Below are 24308 nucleotides of genomic sequence, written 5' to 3' on the forward strand. Positions count from 1 at the left end.
TGGGCATGCTGCAATGGGTAAGAAACTACCGGCGCGCGTCGCTGCCCGGTGATATCAGCGCCGGCATCGTCGTCGCCCTCATGATGATCCCCCAGGGGATGGCCTACGCCCTGGTGGCCGGCTTGCCGCCGGTGGCCGGCATCTACGCCAGCATCCTCCCTCCCATTCTGTACGCGATCTTCGGATCGAGCATGACCCAGTCGGTCGGGCCGATGGCGATCATCTCGCTCATGACGGCCGCCGCCCTGGCGCCGCTGGCCGCTCCCGGTTCCGGCCTGTACATCGTGCTGGCCGCCCAACTGGCCCTCGCTTCCGGCGCCGTGCTGCTGCTGTGCGGCTTGCTGCGGCTCGGCTACGTGGCCAATTTCTTTTCGCGTCCCGTGATGAGCGGCTTCACCATTGGCGCGGCCGTCGTCATCGCCATCGGCCAGGTGAAGGTGCTCGCCGGCGGCGCTCTGCCGCAGGTGCACATGCCCAGCGCACTGCTTGGCGGCGGCGCCATCGTCGTGCTGCTGCTGGCCAAACGCTACCTGGCGCCGCTGCTGCGCCGCGCTGGCCTGGCTGCCAACGTGGCCGACATCGGCGCACGCCTCGCGCCCATGCTGGTGGTGCTGGGCGCCATGTTGCTATCGAGCCTGGTCGACTTGCCGGCGCTGGGCGTGCAGAGCACCGGCGAGGTCCCTTCCGGCTTGCCCGGCCTGAACCTGGCCACCTCCGGCGCCCACTGGCGCGCGCTGGTGCAACCGGCGCTGCTGATCGGCTTCATGATTTTCTTGCTGGGGATGTCGGCCGCGCAAACGCTCGCGCTCAAGCGCCAGGAAAAACTGCAAAGTAATATGGAGCTGGTCGGCCTGGGCGTGGCCAATATCGGCAGCGCGCTCACTGGCGGCTTGCCGGTCACCGGCAGCCTGTCGCGCTCCGGCGTGAACTTCGCGGCCGGCGCCAACACGCCGCTGGCGAGCATCATCACCGGCGCGCTGCTGGCACTGGCGCTGGTCGCGCCGACCGGATGGCTGGCGCTGCTGCCGCTGCCCGCGCTGGCGGCCACCATCATCGTGGCGGTACTGGGCATGCTGGAGCTGGACACCCTGCGCACCGCCTGGCGCTACGACCGCGGCGACGCGCTGGCCCTGCTGGCGACCGCCGGCGGCGTGATCGCGCTGGGCATCGACTACGGCGTCATTCTCGGCGTGCTGCTCTCGCTCGGCACCCTCATCTGGCGCGCCAGTCGTCCGCATATCGCGGTGCTGGGGCGGATCCCCGGCACCGAGCATTTCAGGAATATCGAACGCTACCCGGCCGGCACCGTGCCCGATGTGCTAATGCTGCGCATCGACGCCAATCTCTTTTTCGGCAATGTGGAAGCGGTCAACGCGCGTATCGAAGACGAACTGGCGCTGCATCCGGCCGCCCGCCACCTGGTATTGGTCATGACGGCGGTCAGCTCGATCGATACGTCGGCCCTGTTCGGGTTGGGCGAACTTAATCTGGCGCTGCGCCGGCGCGGCATTGGCCTGCACCTGGCCGAGGTCAAGGGGCCGGTGATGGACCGGCTGAAAGCGAGCGAGCTGCCGGGCGTCCTTCATGGCCAGATCTTTTTGAGCGCGGCGATGGCGTCGGACGCGCTGGCCGCCAAATGAAGGCGCGCTTCGGGCAACTGGGCTACGCGCTCGTGCCCGAGGTGCTGCCGGCAGCCGACTGCGCGCGCCTTGCGCAGCTGGCGCAGCCGGCTGCCGCCGCGTCGGGCGGCACGCGCTGCCTGCTGGCGCAGCCGTGGTGCGCCGACCTGGCCCGGCGGCTGCGCGCCGATCCCGCGCTGGCGTCCTTGCTTGATCCGGACGCGGTCGCGGTGCAGTGCACCTACTTTGAAAAATCGGCGGACCGCAACTGGCTGGTGCCGCTGCACCAGGACCTGAGCATACCGGTGGCGGCGCGCGTCGATGCGCCTGTGTTGCGCGGCTGGTCGGTCAAGGAAGGCACGCTGTTCGTGCAGGCGCCGCCGGCGCTGCTCGACACATTGGTGGCCGTGCGCGTGCACCTCGACCCATGCGGCCTTGACGACGGGCCGCTGCTGGTGGTGCCGGGATCGCACCGCGCCGGCGTGCTTGCACGGCCTGATGCCGCCGCCGCGCGCGCCGCCACGCCGCCGGTGGCGTGCCTTGCCGGCGTGGGCGGCACGCTGGTGATGCGCCCGCTGCTGCTGCATGCGTCGTCCAAGGCGCTCGGGCACGGCCGGCGCCGCGTGCTGCACTTTGTGTTCGGCCCGCGCGTGCTTCCGCACGGCCTTGCATGGAACGTCGCGCTGTAAGCCGGCTAGTGACCCCGCGACGCGCCTTGTGTACTATGCCGATATTATAAAAAACAGATCCGGGGACCGACGATGGACGACTTCATCGAGATTTACGAGAACGCGCTGACCGGCGAGCAGTGCGCCGCCGTCATGGCGCGCTTCGACGCCAGCGACAAGGTCGTGCGCGGCAAGACCGGCAACGGCGTCGACACCAGCAAGAAAGACAGCTACGACCTGACCATCTCGGCCCACGAAGAATGGCAGGACGTGGCGGCCATCATGATGCAGGCCGTGCGCGAGCACCTGTGCGCCTACATGGACAAATACCGCATGATGCTCATCGGCGCGCTGTCGCCGCAGGTGATTCACCCCGGCACCGGCGAGCCGGTGGTGCTGTCGCCGGAGAATTTCGACGAGTGCGGCACCGCCCACATCGATGAGCTGATGCGCATGATGTACCGCGCCGGCCAGGTCAACGTGCAAAAGTACGTGCAGGCCAGCGGCGGCTATCATCACTGGCATTCCGAGATCTATCCGCAGAACGCCAGTTGCGAGAGCCTGCACCGCGCGCTGCTGTTCCAGTTCTACCTGAACGACGTGGACGACGGCGGCGAGACGGAGTTCTACTACCAGCGGCGCAAAATCGAGGCACGCCAGGGCCGCTTGATCATCGCGCCGGCCGGCTTCACCCATTCGCACAAAGGCCATGTGGCGCGCAGCGGCGACAAATACATCGCCACGTCGTGGATACTGTTCCAGCGCGCCGAGGCGCTGTATGGCCCACCGGCCTGACCGGCTTCACTTTCACCGACTGACACCATGAACCAATTTCTTCGCTACCTGATCGCCCAGGCCTACAACAACGCCTGGGCCAATCACCGCCTGTTGCGCGCATGCGCCGAGCTGTCGCAGGAAGAATTCGAACTCGCCACGCGCACCAGTTTTTTCCCGTCGATCAAAGAGACCCTGAATCACAACCTGACGGTCGACTGGTTCTACATCGACGCCATGGAGCGGGCGGCGCGTGGGGACGCACCGCATCCCGACTATTGCGCCGCCTTCTTCGAGCCGGAAGAGCCATTCGCCGCGTGCGCCGATTTGCGGGCCGCGCAAAAGTTGAGCGACCAGCGCCTGATCGCCTACTGCCGCCGGCTCGACGAGGGCACGCTCGCGCGCGACGTCGGCATCCTGCGTGACCACGGGCTCATGCTCGACACGCCCGCTCGCCTGTTGGCGCATCTGTTCCAGCACCAGGTCCACCACCGTGGCCAGGTCCACGCGATGCTCGCCGGGACGGCCGTCGAACCGCCGCAGCTCGATGAATTCTACAGCCGTGGCGAAGCCGAAGACCGGGCGCAGGATTTCGCGGAACTTGGCTTTACCGAGGCCGATGTGTGGGGTGTGTAAGTACGCGTGACAAGCGCTCGTAGCGCGTGGTAAATTTGAGTTGTAGCCAAAAGTAAAAACCGGCCACTGACGGCTTACCGTAACCTACCACAGGCCAAACATGCATTGCACCGGGCGTCGGCACGTTCACGTCGCTTTCACGGTCGCCGCTTTGGCGAGCGCGGCGCCGGCGTGCGGGCTGGAGACGCAAGTGAGCGGGCGGCTCAGTTTCGGCGCCAGCTTCCGTACCGAGGCATCGGCCCCGCATATGCTCGTTGCATACAATGCGCAAGCGCTTGGATTGTCCGGCCTTGCCAGCGCGGGCCAGAACAGCGATGACGCCAACCTGAATTTCCGGCGCGGCGACGCCGTCACGCGCGCGCTCAAAGGCTATGTGGAGCTGGCCGCTTTTGAAGCCAATGTCAGCGCGCTGGTACGCATCAAGGCGTGGCACGACTTCGCCCTGAGCGACCATGCGCACGCGTGGGGCAACAGCATCAACGGCTACGTCGCCGGCCAGCCGCTGGGCGATGCCGGCGGCGCGCGGCTGGCGCGTTTTTCGGGCGTGGCGCTGGGCGATGCGTTCATTGCGCACAACACCCAAGTCGACGACGTGCGCGTGCTGACGCGCTTCGGACAGCAGTCGCTCTCGTGGGGGGAGCGCAGCGGCTTTCCGGGCGGCCTGGCTGCGCTCAACGCAGTCGACTTCCCGGCGCGCCGGCGTGCCGACGCCGTGCCGCAGGAAACGCTGGTACCGGCGCCGATGCTGTTCGCGCGCGCGCAGGCTGCCGGCGGATTCGGGGTCGAGGGCTTTTACCAGACCCACTTCCGTCCGTCCGCGCTGGACCTGTGCGGCACCTTCTGGTCGGGCACCGACTACGTGGCGCAAGGATGCAACCAGGCTTTCGCCGGGCCGATGCCCGTGAGCGACCGGGTGCGCCTGGCGCGTGGCGCTTATGTAAAGCGCATGGACAATCCCGTCCCGCACGACCATGGCCAGTACGGCGCGGCGCTGACGTGGACCTCGGCGCCGCTGGCGATCGATGTCGGCCTGTATCATGCGCGCTACACCAGCCGCACCCCGCTGCCGGGCGTGCGCAAGGCGCAGCGCGCCGGCATGGGCCTGATCGCGGGCGACCCGGATGGCAAGAATATGCGCTACTTTACCGAGTACGTGGGCGACATCGCCATGACGGCGCTGACCGTGGCGCACCGGCGTGCGCACGGGAGCCTGTTCGGCGAGCTGGCCTACCGCGCCAACCAGCCCTTGCAACTGCCTCCCGGCGGCACCTTGCCGGCTTTGCTCAATCCGGCGTTTCCATCGCTGCTGCGCAAGGACGTCGATGCGCTGGCGCCCGGCGCGCTGTATCACACCTACGACCGTTACCGCACCTTCCAGCTGCAAGCGGGCGTGCAGCGGGATTGGCCGCGCATCGGCGGCGTCGCCCTCAGTACCCTGGGCGAAGTGGTTCTCAAGCGGGTCGCCGGATTGCCCGATCCCGCCGTGCGGCGCTACGGCCGCGCCGACCAGTATGGCAACGGCCCAGTCAACGGAACCTGCGCCGTCACCACCACCGACGCCGCCCGCCAGTGCAGCGCCGATGGCTATGTGAGCCCGGCCGCCTATGCTTATCGCATTCGGATGGACGCGCGCATGGCGCAGGTGGGGCCGGGACTGAACCTGCACGCATGGGCGCAATTGCAGCACGACGTGAAGGGCTGGTCGCACGACTTCATTCTCAACGAAGGCCGGCGCACCATGAACATGGGCGTGCGCATGGAATACCTGAAGCGTTATGTCGCCGAAGTGGTCTATGTGCCGGTGTGGGGCGGCATCTACAACACGCAGGTGGACCGCGACGTGCTGGCGGTGTCGATGGGCGTCAAGTTCTAGCGCACCAAAGTAGTGCGTGCGCGCCGTGGCGGTGCGCCTGATCACCCGCTGTGGGCGCGCCGCACCATGAACGTGCCGCGTGCGCTGGCACGCATCCTGCTCCTGCAAAGGTATGCGAGATTGCCACCCGACCGAACCGACCCACACTGCATGGCAAGCGAGCCTGAGGCTGCGCTTCGCCGACGATGCCGGCACCACGCGGCTGATGGAGCGCATCCACAGCGGGCCGCTGCGGGTGCAAAAGCCGCTGTATCCGGAAGGTGCGCGTATCTGCCACGCGATCATCGTCCATCCGCCCGGTGGCGTGGTGGGCGGCGACCGGCTGTCGGTGAGCGTGTCCGCCGGGGGGGCCACGCATGCGTTCCTGACCTCGCCCGGCGCCGCCAAGTGGTACCGGGCCAACGGCAAGGTCTCGCGCCAGGATGTGACGATCGACGCCGGGGCCGGCGCGGCCGTCGAATGGATGCCGCAGGAAGCCATCTTCTTCAATGGCGCCCATGTGGCGCTCGAACAACGGGTCGAGTTGGCGCTCGATGCCAGCTACATCGGCTGCGACATCCTGTGCCTGGGCCGGCGCGCCTCGGGCGAGATTTTCGACAGCGGCGTCATCACCCAGCACACGCAGATCCGCCGTGGCGGCAAGCTGCTGTGGTGGGAGCAGGGCGCGCTGCGCGGCGGCGGCGCGCACATGCACAGCCCTCTTGGGCTGAACGGCGCGAGCGTGTGCGCGACCCTGGTCGGCGTGGGCCGGCCGGCCGGCGCCGCGCTGATCGACGCCATGCGCGCGCTCGATCCGTCGCTCGGCGTCACCCAGGTCAAGTCGGTTTTTGTTGCACGTTACCTGGGCGAGGACAGCGAAAGCGCGCGTCGCGCCATGTTCGGGGTGTGGCAGATGTTGCGCCCGCACCTGCTCGGGTGCGCCGCGCCGCTGCCGCGCATCTGGAACACCTGAAAAGAGAGACGACAATCCATGGACCTGACCCCGCGCGAAAAAGACAAACTGCTGATCTTCACCGCCGCCTTGCTGGCCGAACGGCGCATGGCGCGTGGCCTCAAACTCAATTATCCGGAAGCCGTGGCGTTGATCAGCGCGGCCATCATGGAGGGCGCGCGCGACGGCAAGACGGTGGCGCAGCTGATGTCCGAAGGCGCCGCGATATTGACGCGCGCCGACGTCATGGACGGCATCGCCGAGATGATCCCCGATATCCAGGTCGAGGCGACTTTCCCGGACGGCAGCAAGCTCGTGACCGTCCACAACCCCATTCCCTGAGAGCGAGATGAGCATGATACCTGGCCAATACCTGCTTGCCGATGGCGACATTGAACTGAACGCCGGCCGCGCCACCCGCACCGTGGTGGTGGCCAACAGCGGCGACCGGCCAATCCAGGTCGGCTCGCACTTTCACTTCTTCGAGGTCAATACCGCGCTGCACTTCGCGCGCAGTGCGGCAATCGGCATGCGGCTCAATATCGCTTCCGGCACCGCGGTGCGCTTCGAGCCGGGCCAGCGGCGCACCGTGGAACTGGTCGCGCTCGGTGGCGACCGGATGGTGTTCGGCTTTAACGGCCTGGTGATGGGCGAACTGCCATCGCACCGGGGAGATTGAGATGCCCTCGATCAGCCGCCGCGCCTACGCCGACATGTTCGGCCCCACCACGGGCGACCGACTGCGCCTTGCCGATACCGACCTGTTCATCGAGATCGAACGCGACTTCGCCATCCATGGCGAGGAAGTCAAGTTCGGCGGCGGTAAGACCATCCGCGACGGCATGGGCCAGTCGCAGCGGCTGCACGCCGATGTCATGGATACCGTCATCACCAACGCCGTCATCGTCGACCACTGGGGCATCGTCAAGGCCGATATCGGCCTCAAGAACGGCCTGATCGCCGCCATCGGCAAGGCCGGCAACCCGGACGTGCAGCCAGGCGTGACGATGGCCATCGGCGGCGCCACCGAAATCATCGCCGGCGAAGGCATGATCGTCACCGCCGGCGGGGTCGATACCCACATCCATTTCATCTGCCCGCAGCAGATCGAAGAAGCGCTCATGAGCGGCATCACCACCATGATCGGCGGCGGCACCGGTCCCGCGACCGGCACCGCGGCCACCACCTGCACGCCGGGACCGTGGCACCTGCACGCGATGCTCGGCGCGGCCGACGCCTTTCCGATGAACCTGGGCTTCATGGGCAAGGGCAACGTCAGCCTGCCGGGGCCTCTGGAGGAACAGGTGCTGGCCGGCGCGATCGGCCTCAAACTCCACGAAGACTGGGGCAGCACCCCGGCCGCCATCGACAACTGCCTGGCGGTGGCCGAGCACATGGACGTGCAGGTGGCGCTGCATTCCGATACCCTCAACGAAGGCGGCTTTTTGGAAAGCACGCTGGACGCCTTCAAGGATCGCACCATCCACACCTTCCATACCGAAGGGGCGGGCGGCGGCCATGCGCCCGACATCATCGCCGCCGTCGGCCAGGACAACGTGCTGCCGTCGTCGACCAATCCGACCCGGCCCTTTACCGTCAACACGCTCGACGAGCATCTCGACATGCTGATGGTGTGCCATCACCTCGACCCGGCCATTGCCGAAGACGTGGCCTTCGCCGAGTCGCGCATCCGGCGCGAGACCATCGCCGCCGAGGATATCTTGCATGACCTGGGCGCGATCTCGATGATGTCGTCCGACTCGCAAGCCATGGGCCGCGTGGGCGAAGTGATCATGCGCACCTGGCAGAGCGCCCACAAGATGAAGCAGCAGCGCGGCCCGCTCGCACCCGACACGGCGCGCAACGATAACTTTCGCGTCAAGCGCTACATCGCCAAATACACCATCAACCCGGCCATCACGCATGGCGTCTCGCACGCGGTCGGCTCGCTGGAAGTGGGCAAGATCGCCGATATCGTGCTGTGGAAGCCGGCGTTTTTCGGCGTGAAGCCGTCGATCATTCTCAAAGGCGGCATGATCGCGGCGGCGCAGATGGGCGACCCGAATGCGTCGATCCCGACGCCGCAGCCGGTCCACTACCGCATGATGTTCGGCGCCTTTGGTGGCGGCCTGAAGAAGTCGTTCACTTTCGTCTCGCAAGCGGCGTTTGATGCGGGTATCGGCCGGCAACTGGGCTTGAACAAGACGCTGATTCCCGTGCACGGCATGCGCCACCTGCGCAAGCGCGACATGATCCACAACGGCGCCACGCCCCGCATGGAAGTCGATCCCGAAACCTACGAAGTGCGCGCCGACGGCCAGTTGCTGGTGTGCGAGGCGGCGCTGGTGCTGCCGATGGCGCAGCGCTATTTCCTGTTCTAAGAGAGTCCCGCGATGATGACATTGCATACCAAGCTGACGCACGCCGAGCGCGTCGACGATGAACTGGTGCTGGCCTACGACCAGCGCGAAAAGTGCCGCCTGCGCGCGCGCATGGCGTCCGGCGAGGAGGTGGCGCTGTTCATGGTGCGCGGCACGGTGCTGTGCGACGGCGAGCTGCTCACGGGCGCCGAAGGGCGCGTGGTGCGCGTTATCGCCGCCAGCGAACCGACCTACGTGGTCCGTTGCGGCACGCCCCTGATCATGGCGCGCTGCGCTTTTCATTTGGGGAACCGGCATACGCAGGCCCAGATCGGCGAGGGCTTCTTGCGCATCCGGGTCGATCCGGTGCTCAAGGAGATGGTGGAGGGCCTGGGCGCGCGCGTGGAACAAGAGAGCGCGCCGTTCGCGCCGGAAGCGGGGGCGTATTCGGGTGGAGGGCACAGCCACGGCCACGATGGCCATCTGCTCGCGCCCGTGCCGCTGCGCCAGAAGATACACCGGCCGGGCGACCCGGCGTCGGCATGAACGCCAGCGCGCTGCTGCACCTGCTGCAGTTTGCCAGCCCGGCGCTGCCGATCGGCGGCTACAGCTATTCGCAAGGGCTGGAAGCGGCGTTCGAGGCGGGCCTGGTGACGGACGCCGACAGCGCCCGCGCCTGGATCGCGCGCCACCTGGACGAGGTGGTGGCGCAGTGGGATGCGCCGCTGTTCTGGCGGCTGCTCAAGGCCTTCGAGGCGCATGACGACGCCTCGGTGGCCTTGTGGAGCGAGCGTTTCCTGGCCTCGCGCGATAGTGCCGAGTTCCGCGCCGAGACCATCCAGATGGGCTACTCGCTCACGCGCCTGATCGCGGAGCTGGGCGTGGCCGACGTGGCCTCGCTCGGCCCCGAGGTGGCGCTGCCGACCGCCTTTGCCTGCGCGGTCGACGCCCTTGGCATACCGCACGAGGAAGCGCTGCTGGCGATGCTGTTCTCCTGGATTGAAAACCAGGTGCTGGTGTGCGTCAAGTCGGTGCCGCTGGGGCAGGTGGCGGGCCAGCGCATGCTGCTGTCGCTGCGCGCAAACATCGAACAAGCGGCGCGGCGCGCGCAAACGCTGGACGACGAGGAGATGTCGAACTGGTCGCCCGGCCTGTCCATGCTGTCGATGCGTCACGAGGCGCAGCACGGCAGGTTGTACCGATCATGATTAACAAGGAAGAGAGACAGAAAATGACATCGAATCCCCTGCGGGTCGGCATCGGCGGCCCGGTTGGTTCCGGCAAAACCGCCTTGTGCGAAATGCTATGCAAAAGCATGCGCGATCAATACGACATGGCGGTCATCACGAACGACATCTACACCCGCGAAGACATGGACATCTTGCTGCGCGCCGGTGCGCTGCCGGCCGAGCGCCTCATGGGCGTGGAAACCGGCGGCTGTCCGCACACCGCAATCCGCGAAGATGCCTCGATCAACCTGGAAGCCATCGCGCGCATGCAGGCCGATTTTCCCGAGCTGGACCTGATCCTGATCGAGTCCGGCGGCGACAACCTGGCCGCCACCTTCAGCCCCGAGCTGTCGGACCTGACCCTGTACGTGATCGACGTGGCCGGCGGCGAGAAAATCCCGCGCAAGGGCGGTCCGGGCATCACGCGCTCGGATCTGCTGATCATTAACAAGACCGACCTGGCGCCGCACGTGGGGGCCGATCTCGCGGTCATGGCGCGCGACGCGAAGCACCAGCGCGGCGAGCGCCCCTTCATCTTCACCAACCTGCGCAGCGGCGAAGGCGTGGACGCCGTGGTGGCCTTTATCCGCGAACAGGGCCTGCTCGACGCCGGATGACTGGCCCGCCCACGGCGGCGGCTTGTCTTGATGGGTCATTTCGACTATTATTGAATCATCAAAACGAGCCCGCATCGCGCGAATCCGCCATGACCATTACGATTTACCACAACGCGCGCTGCAGCAACTCGCGCCGCGCCCTTGAACTGATCCAGGCCAGCGGCTTTGATCCGAAGATCATCGATTACCTTGTCGAGCCGCCCACGCGCGCCGTGCTGAAAGAGCTGATCTCGCGTGCGGGCCTGGCGGTGCGCGACGCCATGCGCACCAAGGAGCGCGAATACGCCGACCTCGCGTTGGTCGATGCCGCCGACGATGCCCTGCTGGACGCCATGGTGGCCCATCCGACCCTGATCAACCGCCCGTTCGTGGTCACGCCGCTGGGCGTGCGCCTGTGCCGTCCCGGCGATCTGGTGCTCGATATCTTGCCGCCGAAGGGGGCTTGAATGGACATCAAGGACATGAGCCTGCCCAACCTGGGCGAAGCGCAGTTCGACCTGCCGACGCTCGATAAACTGGCGCCGCCAGTGCGCTTCAACCATGCGCCGCGCATCCTGCTGCTGTACGGGTCCCTGCGCGAGCGCTCGTTCAGCCGCTTCCTGACCGAAGAAGCGGCGCGCATCCTGGCGCACATGGGCGCGGACGTACGCATTTTCGACCCGCACGGCCTGCCGATGACCGACAGCGAAGCGGTCACCCATCCCAAGGTGGCCGAGCTGCGCGCCTTGTCGCTCTGGTCGGAAGGGCAGGTGTGGTGCAGCCCGGAGCGGCATGGCGCCATTACCTCGGTGATGAAAAACCAGATCGACTGGATTCCACTGGAAGTCGGCTCCACCCGGCCGACCCAGGGACGCACGCTGGCGGTGATGCAGGTGTCGGGCGGATCGCAGTCGTTCAATACCGTCAACACCCTGCGTTTGCTGGGGCGCTGGATGCGCATGGTGACGATACCGAACCAGTCGTCGGTGCCCAAGGCCTACGAGCAGTTCGACGAGGCGGGACGCATGAAGCCATCGCCGTTTTATGACCGTGTGGTCGATGTGATGGAAGAGCTGTTCAAGTTCACCTTGCTGCTGCGCGAGCGCAGCGACTACCTGGTGGACCGCTACAGCGAACGTCGGGATGCCGCCCTGCGCAGCGTCTAAAGGGCGCCGCGAAAAACCGGTCCAGCCCCTGTAGTACTAGCGGCCAAGGTTGAGGCGCGCTCCCAACAACTCAACAAACATGAAAGCGGCCTCAACATTCCGCCCAGACCTGGCCGAGTCGTGGTCTACCGTCCCGGCCTTGGTGGTTTGTCCGCGCCCTGATCCACTACCCTGGACGTGCAAGTAGACGCCTTGGTTGGCGCCGCTTTCAAAACGATATCTACCCTACGACTGCCATAATGACCGTTATATAGGCAACGAAGAGAGCGCCGGCAAGTATCATTCTTCGAAAGTAGTATTGCTCCTCGGGTGGATCGGCGCGCGTTATTAAGCGCAACCAGCCCCCCCCCGTGAAATCATGCAAATAATCAACGAAAGTATCTTTACGACCTCGTCGTAGCCGCGTGTATCGTACTGTGTAGAAAACGAACGCCGCCAGCGCGAGCACCCCTGGCAGGATCATTGCGACTCCTATCGCGATTTGTAATATGTTCATAGCGTTGAGATCTCTGTAAGCTTTTGAGGAGCGGAATCAGATTGTGCTGAACTGACCAAGTACCGGTCTTCTGAGCTGGGACCCGCGCGCGGATCGAGCATGTGTTTGCCGGCCTGGCCGAGATGGGCGGCAAGGCCGGCGCACGATCGCACTGGCGCGCGCCACCTTGCAGCTCAATTGGAAGGGCGCTGCTTACAATTTGCGGTGCCTGGTCTACTTGAAGATGTACTTAGCTATGTCAATTTAACTTTCTCCATTACCGTATTTCCAAGATCATCCGGTATCGGCGTACGAATAAACCTTGAAGATGACAAGGAACCGCTCCCGAATTTACATTCCTCAAATCGGCAATCCTCGAATGAACAATGAACCAGCGACGCTTTTCTGAAGTTCGTCTTCACAAAAATGCAGTTGACGAATCGAACCTCAGTCCCTATCGCGGATGTTAAATTTGCCATGAAAAAATCGCATTTCGAGAATTCACCCCGCAATACAGCACCTGATAAATTCGCCGACGTAAAGTCGCACGAATTGAAGATTTTTCCTAAATTCGTTTGCAGCGACGCAAAGCAAAATCGCACTTTCTCAACCTTGCACATCCCAAACTGGCCAGTTCGTTCAAGTGCCGCTCCAGAAAGATCGACAGAATTTATCGTTACGTTCCTGATGAATTGCGTGATCGAAATTCCACGTAAATCAACGAACCCATCATCCATCACCGGAAAAGGAAAGGTAGAATTCCCGACGAGCGCTTCTTCACCCTGGGATATTTGTTGGGTAGTCCATCGCTTCTTTAATTGTTCAATCTCTGATTTGTCCATCGCTTTTCTCAAAATGCCACTGCCGGCATCGCGACCGGCGATCACGCGACATTTACCGGTAATTTTAGGTGCCCTAAAGGTAGGGCCAGAAGGTCAGCGCGCCGATCAGCACCGCGCCGGCGGCGGCAATGAGCACGCCGCCGGCGCCGATGTCCTTGGCGTGCTTGACCGCGATGGCGTAGCCGGGCGAGACGACGTCGCACACGTATTCGACCGCCGTGTTGATGGTTTCGGCCACCCACACCGCCACCATGGCCGCGACCAGCCAGCGCCAGTCGGCGCTGCTGACATTGAAGTACAGTCCAAGGCCGACCACGATCACGCTGGCGGCCAGGTGCAGCCACGCGTTGTGCTGGGTCTTGAGCATGAAGACAATGCCCGCAATGGCGTAGCCGAAGCTTTTGGAGCGGGCCGCCAGCGAAAAGCGCTGCGGCGTAGCGACGTTTTTGGTTTCGTTCATGGTGTATCCGTAGGTTTGATCAAGCGCCAGTCCTGCGCCTTGCCGGGCCGGCGCGCCGGCTTGGCCAGCCACGACGTGACTGCGGCAATGCCGCCCAGCACAGCGGCCAGAAGGACGCAGCATGCCATTATCTGCCTCCCTGGACTTGAACGTGCAGGTTTGTGCGCCCGGAGAACGCCATGCTCACGCTGGCCTTGCCGCTGGCGTCGGCCGTGACGCTAACACCGTTGGCAAGGTACTGGCCGTGCGCCCGCAGGCCGACGAGGCCAATTACGTGGATGCCGTCGGCATACAGCACCGCGCGCAAGCCATGGCCGTCGGCATGCGCACTGGCGACCAGGATGTCGGGATACGCCAGCGCATCGAGCTGCGGCCCCGCCACCAGGGGCGGATCGCCAATCACCTGGCGAAAGCCATCGCGCGTGCCGGCGCGCGCCATCAACTCGACGCCGTGCGCCCAGACCGAGGCGCGCATGCGGTGGATCACACCATCCTTGAGCACACTCGGGCACTGCGCTTCCAGCGCGGCCATGCAGGCGTCGTAGACGGCGCTGTCGCCCAGTTCCGCCGCCGCCAGCGCGGTGGCGCTGTAGGCGCTGGCGCGCGAGAAGCCGTAGTTGCCGGTGTCGATAGGCCAGAAGGCGCGGCGGCGCAAGGCGCCATCGGGCCCGAACAACTGGCGCCGCAGCAGCAGCCACTGGCGGCGCGCCAGGTCGGGGGCGACCACGTTCAGGAAGAAGCACGGCATCGCCAGCGGCATCGCGCCGCCGATGGCCGGCAGGGCCAGGCCGGTGCGCGCCGACTTGCAGGGGACATACCGGCCGAAACCGTCGAGGAATTCGGCTTCCAGGTTGTGGCGGAAGTCGTGCGCGCGGGCCGGCCAGCGCTGCTCGCCATGCTGGGCGTCGAAGGCCATGATGGCGCTCGCGCCGATGGTGTTACACAGCGGGTAGACCCAATTCGGCTCGCAGGCGATCAGGTAGTAGGGCGAGGTCGTATATTCGTGTTCGAGGCGCCGCACCAGCGAGCCGGCATCGTGCGCGTAGCGCCGCCCCGATGGATGGGTGAGCGTAAAACGGCCGCTTTCGGAGAAATCGCGGCGCCCGGTGCTGGCACTGAACAGCGCCATTTGCAGCGCCACGAAGCCGGTGTACATGATGTTCTCGCGTGCGATCGGGTCCGGGTCGGCCCGCAGGTTACCCCACAGGTTTTCCAGTCCCCAGTACGACCAGACCCGGTGCTGCGCCTGTTTGTCGAGCAGCGCGATCTGGGCCTTGTGCATGTAGCCGCGAAACGCCGGCGTGTAGCGCGCTTGCGTGAGCGCCACGCCGTAGGCGAGAAAATTCAACTGGTAGCGCGTGGCGGCCGTCTGGAACTGGTCGATTTTTTCGAAGCCGTTGAACTGGTCGAGCGGTTGCAGGGCGCGGTCGAGGGCAAAGCGCAGGCGCCGCAGGTGGTCGAGCGACATTTCTGGCGCATCGCCGGTGCCGGGAGCGGCGTTGAAAATGTGGCTCAAACGGCCCGATTGACTGGCAAGCCAGGCGTTGTCGATCTTGCGCTGGCGGCGTGCGAGGGTGAAGCGGGCGGCCATGGCGAGGGCCAGCGCCACGAAAGCGAGGGCCACACCGGAGAGCACCATGTCGATCGTCGCTGCCCGCAGCGCGCCGTGGCGCATGGTGGCCGCGCCCGTGGCCATGCCCAGCCAGGCCACGGGCGGCGCGAGGATATTGCCGGTGCCGAACCAGACCAGCAGGGCGAAGGCGAAGGTGGCCATGCCGGCAACCGCCGCAAGCAGGTGGCCGACGCCGCTGGCGGTGCAGATGTCGGCATGGGCGAGAAAGCCGCCGCCGGGCAGGATCAGGCCCATGCCCAGGATGCGCAGTTGGTCTTGGTGCGTCAGGAACAGCAAGGCCATTCCTGCGCCGAGCATCAGCAGATAGAGAAGGAACAGGCGGATGAGGCGTGCCTGGGTAACCGGGCCGAACAGGCGTTGGTAAGGTGGCAGGGAAACGATATCGGTGTCGTGAGAGGTCATTCCTGCCGGCCGGTCGGGTAAAGCATCATTTTACTTGAACTGCCGCAAGTAAATTTGTTGCCGCCCAGGATTGGATGACTTTGAAGACATTGGCATGGCTACCATTTGCCATTGAAGCTGCCATCACAAAACTCGCCGTTGCCCTTGACCAATATCGAACACCAGGGCATTTGTCGCGACAATGCCAGCAGCGCCGGACGTGAAAAATTGTCTCCGTCCAGGGTGATGCAAATATGCTCTAATTGCGTCATCGGCGCCAGTCGGTCCAAGCCGGACTGGTCAATCGAGGTCCCGTGAATTTGCAGATCGACCAGATTGTTGAGCTTTAGCAGGTGAACGATGCAGTCGTTGGTGAGCTGATCATTTTCCTTCAGCCGCAGGCTGGTCAGGCGTGGCAGGGCGGCAAGGTGCGCCAGGCCCTGGTCGCTGATCTCCGTCCACTGCAGGTTCAGGTCCTCAATGCTTTTCGCTTTCGCGAGACAGGCAAGCCCGGCATCGTCGAGGTTGGTACCGCTAAAGCACGCAGAGCGCAGGCGGCTTAGCTCGCACAGCTTCTCCAGCTCGTCCATGCGAGCGATATCGCGTGTTCCGGCGAAAGTAAAATGGCGGATAGACCGATCGAACCATGCACCGTCGATATTGATCATGCGTGCCCTCCGCAGGCGCGCGCGCAGATGGTTGAACGTGAGAAATGTAAGATGAATGTCATATGGGGCAAGGATAACCGCGGTCCGGCACCATACGCAAGCGGCCGTTCTTGCGGCTGCTGATATCCGGCACGTCAATCATGGCGTCCTTATATATCCAAACGGAAATTAAATGTATTTACCGCCGCGCATCTAATTTACAATAGACGATCACTGCAACGGTAGTTTTTCATTGGAAACACCCGCTTGCATCGTTTCTGATTGTTAGCGGAGTCAAGTAATGAATTATCAAGAAGGCCCTTTCGCAGGAGGGCTGGAGACAGTTTTCCTGACGCCAACGATCAGCCTCCGTTCAGGCGTCCCGGAGACTTTGCCCGCATTGCAATACTGGCGCGAGCGCGTCAAGCTGCAGGCGCGAGCGCTGATGCATCGGCGCGTCACCGATCAGTGGTTGCGCGTGCTCAATGCGCATCCGGTCTTTTGCGACCTGGTGCGCGATTCGCCGAAGCTGCTGTACAAAATCTATCGCCCCTACATGAGCAATGTGCTGTGCGCCGAGGCGCGCCTGCGCGTGTTGGCGACGCATTACGGCTTTGTGTTTAGCCGTGGAATGGGGCCGCTGATCGTCGCGGCCGCTCGCGCCGGCGTAGCGCTCGGATCGGTCGAGGGCAAAACCGGCGCTATTTATGAGCTGCAACTGCGCGCCGTATCCACCATGGAACGCGAAGGCGAGCTGGTGTTGCAGTTGTGCGACGGCGGCACGCCGGTGTTTTCGCTGGCGTTCACGTTTGCGGAAGAAGAGGGGCAGCAGATCGTGTGCATCGGCTGCATCCAGGGTCCGAAGGGCAGCGACGGGCTCGAAGCGATCCGTACGGCAACGCGCGAGTTGCACGGGGCGCGGCCCAAGCATTTGCTGGTGACCCTGGTGCGGCAGCTGGGCCATGCTGTCGGATGCAGTCGCGTGCGGCTGGTTGGCAATGCGAACCGGGTTGTACACGGTGCGATTCGCCGTGGCAAGGTGATGGCCGACTACGACCAGATGTGGAACGAGCTGGGCGCCGAGCGGCGCGCCGATGGCGATTATGCGATTGCCTGCGAGCCTGTGCCGGAACCCGACATGGAACAAATCCAGTCGAAAAAGCGCTCCGAAGCGCGCAAGCGCCACGCGGTGGTGCTGGAACTGGCCGATGCGCTGGTGGCCAGCCTGGCCAAGCCGCCCAACCCTTGATCCAGCTCAAACCGGGGTCTGACCCTAATGCCGGTAAAAACCGTCATTCCCGCCTACGCGGGAATGACGGGTCTTAACGCCATTAGGGTCTGACCCCGGTTTGAGGCGGATCAAGTCAGGGGACGCTGGTGGCGGCCCCCGCCGGGCAAGCGGCCCGGCTGGCGCCTGTGGAGATGCTCGCCCATCATCGTTCGTGTCAGCGGGGCACGGCGTGGAAGCTGCCGTGCAGCGCGACCGAATTGGCGAGGCGGACATCGTCCAAGCCGGCGCCGTGCACACCTCCCGCCACGTCCGGTGTGTAGGGCGCAATACCATCGGTATAGCCCGCGAGGTTCTTGATCTGCGCGATGGCCGCTGCATCGCCTTCGAATGCCTGCGCCATTTCTTCGGCGTAGTCGAGCGGGTCGCCCATGAACATGATTTCGAGCGGATTCATGGTCAAATACGGAAGCGGCAGGGCTTTGAGCGCATCCATGGCGTTTTGCCAATATGCCTTGCCCAATGCCGGATCGCCGGCGATCGCTTCGAAGTGCGGCAGCGCCTGCGACAGGTTTTCAATCGCCTTGGCGACGGTGGTACATGGCAAGCCGACTTCGATTGCTTCTTCGTCCTCGTCCTCGTCCTCATCTTCATCAAGCTCGACCGTCACCATCTGGATATCGTCCGCCTTGAAGCAGAAAAACCAGGGGATGGGGATCGCGTAGGCCGCTTCGGCAACCTCCGCATAGCTGTTTCCCGGCTTGTCCAGGTCACGGGCCAGCGCAAACGGGTTGCTGGTCAGGACGGATGTGTTTAACAGGACTGCGCGGTTCGACATAGGTGCTTTCCGGTAATAGGATTGAGTCTGACAGTTTATGTTGCCGAGGCCGCACTTGCAACACGCGCAGGCGCCGCCGGACAACCCGCCCAGCTGGTGCCTGCCGGAATGTGCTCGCCCTTCATCACCAGGGTCAGCGGGCCGAGGCGGGCGTTGTCGCCGACTTTGGCGCTGTAGAGCACGGCACTGCGCGGCCCCATCGTGACCTTGCTGCCGATCTCGACATGATCAATCTTCATCACGCGGTCTTCGAACAGGTGGGTCTGCGGGCAGGCGAACGCGTTGAGCTCGCTGTAGTCGCCGATCGAGACGCAGTCGAACTCGGTGATATCGGTGGTGTCCAGATACACGCCGCGCCCCATTTTGCATCCCAACAAGCGGAACGCGACCGGCAGCCAGGGCGTGCCGCGCAGATAGCGCATGAAGTTCGGTACGGCAATGCCCTCGTACAGATTGGTGACGCCTTCCGACAGCCACACGAACGGCGTCCACATCGGCGCCGAGCGCTTGCGGTAGTGGCCCAGCAGCAGCCATTTGAGCGTGAGCACGAACACGAAGTTGCCGATGCCGTACATCAGGCCGGCCAGCGCCAGGTCGGCGATCACCTCGCCCCACAGCCCGGCGGCCGCGGTCGGCATGACGTCGAGCACCACCGTGTAGCCGACCGCAATCACCAGCGCGTGCGGCGCAACGATACGGAAAGTTTCCACCAGGGTGCGCCCGACGCGGCGCAGCGCCGACGGCCGGTAGGTCAGCCATTCGGGATAGCCGCTGACCTGCTCGCGCGCCGGCAAGTGGATCGCCGGCGAACCGAGCCAGGTGTCGCCGCTGGCCATGCGCGCGTTGTCCGGCGCATGGGTGTGCACGCCGACCAGCACGCGTTCCGGCAGGATGGTGCCATCTGGAATATAACTGCCGTTGCCGACAAAGCTGCGGTGCGACACCACGGTCGCCTGCATGGTCATCCAGCCGCCGTCGATGTGTTCGTCGCCGAGCATGACGGCGTCGGCAATGAAGGTTTCGTCGCCCAGGGTCAGCATGTCGGGCACCACGCCGAGCGCGGTCGAAATCTCGGCATCGCGCCCGACCTTGGCGCCCAGCAGGCGATACCAAAAGGGCGCGAACACGGTCGCATAAATGCCGTGCAGCACGTTCAGGCTGGATTCCTGGATATGGCTCACCAGCCATTTTGCACAATAAATATTGCTGTGGACGGCGGAGCGACCCGGTTTCAGGCGTGGCAAGCCGCCCCAGCGGATCGCGGCCGAGACCAGCGCGGTCAGCACGATCAGCACGGCGGAAGCCGGAAATGCCAGCAGGAAATAGCGGACCAGTTGGGTCATGACTTGGTTGCCTTGCAGCCAGGGCATGACTTCCATTTCATCGAGCCAGTCGATCAAGACAAAACTCGGGAACACCGGCATGAAGAACACCGTGGTCACGAGCAAGATGCCGAACACGAAGAAGACCGCTTCGCCCGCCAGGCGCGCAGGGCTGGCCTTCGGTCGCGGCGGCAGGGTCGACACGAACGGCCCCTGGTCGCGCGCGGGCGAGCCGCCCCACACGCGCGCCGCCGGCACGCTGGCGCCATCGGCCAGGGCGGCCTGGCCTTCGAGGTGGCCGAGCGCGCCGACCGAGGTGTTGCCTTCCATGACGGCGTAGGACGATACCGAGGCGTTTTCGCCAAGCGCAATGGCGCCCAGCAGCAGGCGGCCGCGATCGACGCGCGCGTTTTCGAGGTTCACGGCGTTGCCGATGCTCACGCCATCGGCAATGTCGAGCAAGTCCGGCGCGCGCAGGGTCATCGAGCCGACCAGCACTTCGCTACCGACCCGTGCGCCAAGCGCGCGCAGCCACCAGACGTACAGCGAGGATCCGCTCAGCAGGTACACCGGGGCCGACTCGACCAGGCGGTCGGCCAGCCACCAGCGGTAATAGGTCCAGCCCCACAGCGGGTAGGACCCGGCCTTGAGGCGCCCGGCGATGAGCCATTTGCCGGCGATCGCGATGACGAATTCCATCGCGGTGGCGAACAAGAATACGCCGATCGAGGCCGCCACCGCGCGCGCCACCGAGTCGCCCGGTTCTCCGGTGAAAAAGTGATACGTGAAGAACGGCGCCAGCCACTGCGCCATGCGCAGGGTGACCAGCGGCGGAATGGCCAGCGCCTGGCCGGCCGCGCAGATCCAGCGCCGGGTGGCGGACGGCGCCGTCCAATCCTGCTCGGCGGCGCCGGCGGCCGGCGCATCCATCAGGGCGATGGCGATCTTGCCGATCTGGCGTTGCTGATATATATCGCGCACCGTGACGTGGGCAAACGCCGGATCGGTGCGCAAGGCCGAGGCCAGCCGCGCGGCGAACAGGGAATGGCCGCCCAGGTCGGTAAAAAAGTCGGCTTCGCGCCGGATCGGCTGGCCAGGAAACAGGCCGGCCAGGGCCTTGAACAGCGCTGCTTCGGCCGGGGTTTCGGGCTGGTCCGAGCCATCGGCGGCAGCCAGGGTGGCCAGCGGCATGGCCTTGAGCGCCTTGCGGTCGATCTTGCCCGACGTTAAGCGCGGCATCAGCGGCAAGATCTCGTAGCGGCTCGGGACCATATAGGCCGGCAAATGCTCTCCCAGCGCGCGGCGCAGGGTGGGGCTCGATACGGACTCGTCGTTGGCACCGGCGCCGGCCACCACGTAAGCGACCAGCTGGTCGATGCCGTCGTCCTTGCGCAGCAGCACGGCCACCGTGCCCACCCCCGCTTGCTGGGCCAGCACCGCTTCGATTTCGCCCAACTCCACGCGGAAACCCCGGATTTTCACCTGGTCGTCGGTGCGGCCGAGGCACTGCACTTCGCCGTCGGCATCGATGCGCGCCAGGTCGCCGGTACGGTACAGGCGCGCGTCGTGCGGGCCGCTCGACCAGGGGTTGGCCAGGAATTTTTCATCGGTCAGGTCGGGCCGGCCGAGGTAGCCGGCGGCCAGGCCCGGACCGGTGATGCACAACTCGCCCGTGGCGCCGCGCGGCTGCAGCGCCAGGACCGGGCCTTCGGTGCCGATCACCAGCAGCCCGTAGTTGGGCAAGGGGGTGCCGATGGTGATCGTGCGCCCCGGCTCCAGGCGCGCCAGGCTGCACGAGACGGTCGCCTCGGTCGGTCCGTAGGTGTTAAAAATCTGGCGGCCGGGCGCGGCCCAGCGCTCGACCACGGATTCGGGGCACATTTCGCCCCCCAGGTTAATCAGGCGCAAGCCCGGTACGTCCTCGGCGAACAGGGCCAGCAGGGTCGGCACGGCATGCAAGACGGTCACGCGGTTAGCGGACAGCATGCGCGGCAACGTTTCCGGGTCGCCGGCAATGTCCTTGGGGCCAATCCAGAGCGTGGCGCCGACCAGGTAGGAAATCCAGATTTCCTCGAACGACATGTCGAACGCCACCGAAAAGCCCTGGTACACGCGGTCCTCGGCGCGCACGCCGAGCACCGCGTTTTCGCTGCGCAAGAAGTGGCAGATGCTGCGCTGGGAAATCAGGATGCCTTTCGGCTTGCCGGTCGAGCCCGAAGTGTAGATGACGTAGGCGGGCACGTCGGGCGAGACCTCGCCCCGGCGCTGCAGCCGTTCGCCGTCCGCCAGCGGGGCCAGCAAGTCTTCGGCGCACCAGGCGGCGCTGGCGCCGCCGGCCAGTTGCCCGGCAAAGGCGGCGCTGGTGACGACGCCAACGGCGCTGGCGTCGTCCACGCAGACGGCGAGGCGCTCGACCGGCGTATCCTGGTCGACCGGCAGCCAGGCGGCGCCGGCCTTGGCAATGGCAGCTTGCGCAACCAGCAACTCGATGCCGCGCATCATCCACAGGCCGACAATATGGCCGGGACGCACGCCCAGGCCGATCAGGCGCGAGGCGCCGATATCGGCCAGCCGGTCCAGTTCGGCGTAGCTCAGGCGGCGTTCCTGGTAGATCAGCGCAAGCTGGTCGGGCGTGCGGCGGGCGCTCGCTTCGAGCAGGTCGGCCAGGATTTCGTGTTTGAGCAGGGAGGGTTCGGCTGGCCCGTACAGGATGTCGGGATGGGCGGCGACAGGAGCGTCGGAAAGCGAAGTCAATTCGAGCATTTATACCACGTGGTTGAGACGGCGCGGAGGGACCTCGGCGCCAAACGTCAAGATATAACATTTCGCAAGCGCCGTGTTACCGCACGGCTCTTTAATCAGGGAAAATTAAGTCTGTGCATCAATGCATGCCAAGCGGCAGGATTTAGTTTCTCTCTGTCAATTATTCTGCGAGCGCCCCGTGGGAATCCTTGACCTGTTCAACACCAAACCGACCCCCGCCAAATTCGCCACGCTGATGGAGTGGGGCGTGAGCGTCGAGGACGGCCTGGCCGCAGCGTCCGACAATCTGCGCGGGCGCAGCGTGACCAACTTCGACGAGGTGGTGCCGGGCGTCTTCCTCAGCGCCTGGAACGATTCGTACGACAGCTCGCGCCTGCTGTTCCCGGATATCGTGCATCGCCTGAACCTGGGCGCCGAGCCGGTGATGATGATGCCCACGCGTTCGCGCCTGATCGCCACGTCCGCCCACAAGCTCGCGGGCATGCTGGCGATGGTCGAACCGGCGCACTGAATGCTCGACGCCGGCTACCCGCCGCGTTACCGCACCACCGAGTTTCCGCCCAGGGCCGTGCGCGACACGCTGGCGACCATCGCGCTGTAACCGCGCCGCAGCGCCATCGCCAGGTTAAGCAGCAGCCAGCCGGCCGATGCGAACATCGCCCCGGCCGCCGGGCGCGCCAGCTGCGCCGGCCACCAGCAGGCCGCCAGCAGCAGGGCCAGGGCTGCCGCGTGCAGCCAGAATTGGCGCTGCGCCGACTGGTCGGTGATGAGCGTCTTGATGGCCGGCGCGCGCTGGCCATCGGCGGCGCGCTCCTGCAGCTCGCGCCAGACCAGGAACGGCACGATCTTGTACAGCATGCCGTTGATGGTCGAGTACAAAAAACCCACCAGCATCAGCACGCCCATGGCCAGGGTGCGACCGTCGCCCGCCAGCTGCGATGGCAGCGCCCACAGCGCCGCGCAGGCGAGCATGCTGGCCATCGCCAGGCGCCAGAACAGGGTCATGGCGTCGGCCTGCGGACGCTTGCGACGCGCCAGCAGGCGCAGGGTCGCCAGCGCAAACACGGCGTAGGCGCCAAGTACCAGCGCGCCGGCCAGCGTGTCGATCCAGGCCAGGCGCGCGCGCAGCGCCGTGGCGCTCACGCTCCACAGCACCAGCAGCAAAAAGATCGCCACGCCCAGCACCTGCGGCAGCGGTTTGTCGTACAGCGGCGTGACCTGGAACATCGGCACCACCTGGAACGACACACCGACCAGCAGCAGTCCGGCCCACCCGAACACACCCCACAGCGCATGCAGGTCGGTGGCCAGCATCAGCGGCAGCGGCGTGGCCGCTCCCGGCCAGGCAAAGGCGTACGCCAGCAGCGCGCCGAGGCACACCGTGACCACCAGGCTGCCGAGCGCCAGCCGGACGGTGGCCGTCATCGGGATCGCGCCCGGCGGCGGCATCTGCCACAAGGCGACCGTGAGCGCGCCGACCAGCCACGCAAAACCCGGCAGCAGCAAGGCCAGCGCGACTCGAAACAGCCATGGCTGCGTAAACAGGAAGGCGCAGCACAAGGCCGCCGTGCCGCCGCCCAGCAGCGCGTGCACACCGGGCGCCAGCATGCGCGCGCGCGGCAGCGCGACGCCAGCCACCACCGGCAGGAGCTGGATCAGCGCGCCGGCCATGGTCATGCCCAGGGTGCCGAGGGTGAGCAGGTGGGTCAGCGCCAGCGTGGCAGGCGACCAGCGCGAAACCAGCGCCGGTGCGCCCTGCCACAGCAGCAGTGCGGCGGCCAGCATGGCGCACACCGGGGTGGCGAGAAAGTAGCGCAGCACCGCGCCGAGAGGCGGCGATTGTTCGAGCGAGAGGGTGCGCTGCATG

General features: G+C 65.3%; 23 protein-coding genes. 16 read left to right on the top strand and 7 right to left on the bottom strand.

Annotated elements, in window-relative coordinates; all coding sequences use genetic code 11:
• Window positions 1-5: 5 nt before the first annotated feature.
• The 14 genes from F2P46_RS01475 to arsH all read left to right on the top strand — a co-directional run bounded on the left by F2P46_RS01475 (window position 6) and on the right by arsH (window position 11852).
• Window positions 6-1640, top strand: coding sequence for a SulP family inorganic anion transporter (locus F2P46_RS01475; RefSeq protein ID WP_166884723.1), 1635 nt, complete (start codon window positions 6-8; stop codon window positions 1638-1640).
• Window positions 1637-2308 carry a phytanoyl-CoA dioxygenase family protein gene (locus F2P46_RS01480; protein WP_166884551.1) on the top strand — a complete coding sequence of 224 codons (672 nt, stop codon included), beginning with the start codon at window positions 1637-1639 and terminating at the stop codon, window positions 2306-2308. The genes F2P46_RS01475 and F2P46_RS01480 overlap by 4 nt, the downstream gene beginning before the upstream one ends.
• Window positions 2309-2380: 72 nt before the next feature.
• The gene (locus tag F2P46_RS01485; RefSeq protein ID WP_166884553.1) at window positions 2381-3082 is read left to right on the top strand and encodes a 2OG-Fe(II) oxygenase; all 702 of its coding nucleotides are present in this window, start codon (window positions 2381-2383) and stop codon (window positions 3080-3082) included.
• Window positions 3083-3109: 27 nt separating this feature from the next.
• Window positions 3110-3697 carry a DinB family protein gene (locus F2P46_RS01490; protein ID WP_166884555.1) on the top strand — a complete coding sequence of 196 codons (588 nt, stop codon included), beginning with the start codon at window positions 3110-3112 and terminating at the stop codon, window positions 3695-3697.
• A 100-nt stretch (window positions 3698-3797) separates the two neighbouring features.
• The gene (locus F2P46_RS01495; protein ID WP_229508935.1) at window positions 3798-5570 is read left to right on the top strand and encodes a DUF1302 family protein; all 1773 of its coding nucleotides are present in this window, start codon (window positions 3798-3800) and stop codon (window positions 5568-5570) included.
• 112 nt (window positions 5571-5682) lie between these two features.
• Window positions 5683-6522, top strand: coding sequence for an urease accessory protein UreD (locus F2P46_RS01500; protein WP_166884559.1), 840 nt, complete (start codon window positions 5683-5685; stop codon window positions 6520-6522).
• A gap of 18 nt (window positions 6523-6540) precedes the next feature.
• Window positions 6541-6843, top strand: a complete 303-nt coding sequence (locus F2P46_RS01505; RefSeq protein ID WP_054262719.1) for an urease subunit gamma — start codon at window positions 6541-6543, stop codon at window positions 6841-6843.
• A gap of 13 nt (window positions 6844-6856) precedes the next feature.
• Window positions 6857-7180: an urease subunit beta gene (locus F2P46_RS01510; RefSeq protein ID WP_166884725.1), complete on the top strand. Its 324-nt coding sequence runs from the start codon at window positions 6857-6859 to the stop codon at window positions 7178-7180.
• A 1-nt stretch (window position 7181) separates the two neighbouring features.
• Window positions 7182-8882 (top strand): urease subunit alpha, encoded by a 1701-nt coding sequence (gene ureC, locus F2P46_RS01515; protein ID WP_166884561.1) that lies wholly within the window; start codon window positions 7182-7184, stop codon window positions 8880-8882.
• A gap of 12 nt (window positions 8883-8894) precedes the next feature.
• The gene (gene ureE, locus F2P46_RS01520) at window positions 8895-9407 is read left to right on the top strand and encodes an urease accessory protein UreE (protein ID WP_166884562.1); all 513 of its coding nucleotides are present in this window, start codon (window positions 8895-8897) and stop codon (window positions 9405-9407) included.
• Window positions 9404-10069, top strand: a complete 666-nt coding sequence (locus tag F2P46_RS01525; protein WP_166884564.1) for an urease accessory protein UreF — start codon at window positions 9404-9406, stop codon at window positions 10067-10069. The genes ureE and F2P46_RS01525 overlap by 4 nt, the downstream gene beginning before the upstream one ends.
• A 23-nt stretch (window positions 10070-10092) precedes the next feature.
• Window positions 10093-10707, top strand: coding sequence for an urease accessory protein UreG (gene ureG / locus F2P46_RS01530; RefSeq protein ID WP_166884566.1), 615 nt, complete (start codon window positions 10093-10095; stop codon window positions 10705-10707).
• 89 nt (window positions 10708-10796) lie between these two features.
• Window positions 10797-11153 (top strand): arsenate reductase (glutaredoxin), encoded by a 357-nt coding sequence (arsC, locus tag F2P46_RS01535; RefSeq protein ID WP_166884567.1) that lies wholly within the window; start codon window positions 10797-10799, stop codon window positions 11151-11153.
• A gap of 15 nt (window positions 11154-11168) precedes the next feature.
• Window positions 11169-11852 carry an arsenical resistance protein ArsH gene (gene arsH, locus F2P46_RS01540; RefSeq protein WP_166884727.1) on the top strand — a complete coding sequence of 228 codons (684 nt, stop codon included), beginning with the start codon at window positions 11169-11171 and terminating at the stop codon, window positions 11850-11852.
• A gap of 729 nt (window positions 11853-12581) precedes the next feature.
• Here arsH and F2P46_RS38485 read toward each other — a convergent pair.
• From F2P46_RS38485 to F2P46_RS01560, 4 genes are all read right to left on the bottom strand, one after another.
• Window positions 12582-13214 (bottom strand): pentapeptide repeat-containing protein, encoded by a 633-nt coding sequence (locus F2P46_RS38485; protein ID WP_166884568.1) that lies wholly within the window; start codon window positions 13212-13214, stop codon window positions 12582-12584.
• Between the two features lie 28 nt (window positions 13215-13242).
• Window positions 13243-13629 carry a diacylglycerol kinase family protein gene (locus tag F2P46_RS01550; protein ID WP_166884570.1) on the bottom strand — a complete coding sequence of 129 codons (387 nt, stop codon included), beginning with the start codon at window positions 13627-13629 and terminating at the stop codon, window positions 13243-13245.
• Between the two features lie 127 nt (window positions 13630-13756).
• Window positions 13757-15664 carry a hypothetical protein gene (locus F2P46_RS01555; protein ID WP_166884572.1) on the bottom strand — a complete coding sequence of 636 codons (1908 nt, stop codon included), beginning with the start codon at window positions 15662-15664 and terminating at the stop codon, window positions 13757-13759.
• A 98-nt stretch (window positions 15665-15762) separates the two neighbouring features.
• Complete coding sequence (locus F2P46_RS01560) at window positions 15763-16311, bottom strand: hypothetical protein (RefSeq protein ID WP_166884574.1); 549 nt, start codon at window positions 16309-16311, stop codon at window positions 15763-15765.
• Window positions 16312-16681: 370 nt separating this feature from the next.
• On the opposite strand from F2P46_RS01560, the gene F2P46_RS01565 reads away from it, so the two are divergent.
• A complete protein-coding gene (locus F2P46_RS01565; RefSeq protein WP_166884575.1) occupies window positions 16682-17539 on the top strand; it encodes a VirK/YbjX family protein in 858 nt (285 codons plus the stop codon).
• A gap of 196 nt (window positions 17540-17735) precedes the next feature.
• Here F2P46_RS01565 and F2P46_RS01570 read toward each other — a convergent pair whose 3' ends face one another.
• Both F2P46_RS01570 and F2P46_RS01575 read right to left on the bottom strand, forming a co-directional pair.
• Window positions 17736-18356: a hypothetical protein gene (locus tag F2P46_RS01570; RefSeq protein WP_166884577.1), complete on the bottom strand. Its 621-nt coding sequence runs from the start codon at window positions 18354-18356 to the stop codon at window positions 17736-17738.
• Window positions 18357-18391: 35 nt separating this feature from the next.
• Entirely contained in the window at window positions 18392-22441 is a 4050-nt protein-coding gene (locus F2P46_RS01575; RefSeq protein WP_166884579.1) for a Pls/PosA family non-ribosomal peptide synthetase, read from the bottom strand.
• Between the two features lie 178 nt (window positions 22442-22619).
• Between F2P46_RS01575 and F2P46_RS01580 the strand changes: the two genes are divergently transcribed.
• Complete coding sequence (locus F2P46_RS01580; RefSeq protein ID WP_166884581.1) at window positions 22620-22952, top strand: hypothetical protein; 333 nt, start codon at window positions 22620-22622, stop codon at window positions 22950-22952.
• A 26-nt stretch (window positions 22953-22978) separates the two neighbouring features.
• Here the strand turns inward: F2P46_RS01580 and F2P46_RS01585 are convergent, their stop codons facing one another.
• The gene (locus F2P46_RS01585) at window positions 22979-24307 is read right to left on the bottom strand and encodes a permease (protein ID WP_208296471.1); all 1329 of its coding nucleotides are present in this window, start codon (window positions 24305-24307) and stop codon (window positions 22979-22981) included.
• Window position 24308: the final 1 nt, after the last annotated feature.

Origin of the sequence: Massilia sp. CCM 8734, assembly GCF_011682155.1 — a bacterium.
Lineage (GTDB): Bacteria > Pseudomonadota > Gammaproteobacteria > Burkholderiales > Burkholderiaceae_D > Telluria_A > Telluria_A rubra.

What these genes read in the sequence shown, in the direction of transcription:
- F2P46_RS01475 (WP_166884723.1), top strand. Translation starts at nt 6, where the DNA reads ATGCTGCAATGGGTAAGAAACTACCGGCGCGCGTCGCTGCCCGGTGAT.
- F2P46_RS01480 (WP_166884551.1), top strand. Translation starts at nt 1,637, where the DNA reads ATGAAGGCGCGCTTCGGGCAACTGGGCTACGCGCTCGTGCCCGAGGTG.
- F2P46_RS01485 (WP_166884553.1), top strand. Translation starts at nt 2,381, where the DNA reads ATGGACGACTTCATCGAGATTTACGAGAACGCGCTGACCGGCGAGCAG.
- F2P46_RS01490 (WP_166884555.1), top strand. Translation starts at nt 3,110, where the DNA reads ATGAACCAATTTCTTCGCTACCTGATCGCCCAGGCCTACAACAACGCC.
- F2P46_RS01495 (WP_229508935.1), top strand. Translation starts at nt 3,798, where the DNA reads ATGCATTGCACCGGGCGTCGGCACGTTCACGTCGCTTTCACGGTCGCC.
- F2P46_RS01500 (WP_166884559.1), top strand. Translation starts at nt 5,683, where the DNA reads ATGCGAGATTGCCACCCGACCGAACCGACCCACACTGCATGGCAAGCG.
- F2P46_RS01505 (WP_054262719.1), top strand. Translation starts at nt 6,541, where the DNA reads ATGGACCTGACCCCGCGCGAAAAAGACAAACTGCTGATCTTCACCGCC.
- F2P46_RS01510 (WP_166884725.1), top strand. Translation starts at nt 6,857, where the DNA reads ATGATACCTGGCCAATACCTGCTTGCCGATGGCGACATTGAACTGAAC.
- ureC (WP_166884561.1), top strand. Translation starts at nt 7,182, where the DNA reads ATGCCCTCGATCAGCCGCCGCGCCTACGCCGACATGTTCGGCCCCACC.
- ureE (WP_166884562.1), top strand. Translation starts at nt 8,895, where the DNA reads ATGATGACATTGCATACCAAGCTGACGCACGCCGAGCGCGTCGACGAT.
- F2P46_RS01525 (WP_166884564.1), top strand. Translation starts at nt 9,404, where the DNA reads ATGAACGCCAGCGCGCTGCTGCACCTGCTGCAGTTTGCCAGCCCGGCG.
- ureG (WP_166884566.1), top strand. Translation starts at nt 10,093, where the DNA reads ATGACATCGAATCCCCTGCGGGTCGGCATCGGCGGCCCGGTTGGTTCC.
- arsC (WP_166884567.1), top strand. Translation starts at nt 10,797, where the DNA reads ATGACCATTACGATTTACCACAACGCGCGCTGCAGCAACTCGCGCCGC.
- arsH (WP_166884727.1), top strand. Translation starts at nt 11,169, where the DNA reads ATGAGCCTGCCCAACCTGGGCGAAGCGCAGTTCGACCTGCCGACGCTC.
- F2P46_RS01550 (WP_166884570.1), bottom strand. Translation starts at nt 13,629, where the DNA reads ATGAACGAAACCAAAAACGTCGCTACGCCGCAGCGCTTTTCGCTGGCG.
- F2P46_RS01555 (WP_166884572.1), bottom strand. Translation starts at nt 15,664, where the DNA reads ATGACCTCTCACGACACCGATATCGTTTCCCTGCCACCTTACCAACGC.
- F2P46_RS01560 (WP_166884574.1), bottom strand. Translation starts at nt 16,311, where the DNA reads ATGATCAATATCGACGGTGCATGGTTCGATCGGTCTATCCGCCATTTT.
- F2P46_RS01570 (WP_166884577.1), bottom strand. Translation starts at nt 18,356, where the DNA reads ATGTCGAACCGCGCAGTCCTGTTAAACACATCCGTCCTGACCAGCAAC.
- F2P46_RS01575 (WP_166884579.1), bottom strand. Translation starts at nt 22,441, where the DNA reads ATGCTCGAATTGACTTCGCTTTCCGACGCTCCTGTCGCCGCCCATCCC.
- F2P46_RS01585 (WP_208296471.1), bottom strand. Translation starts at nt 24,307, where the DNA reads ATGCAGCGCACCCTCTCGCTCGAACAATCGCCGCCTCTCGGCGCGGTG.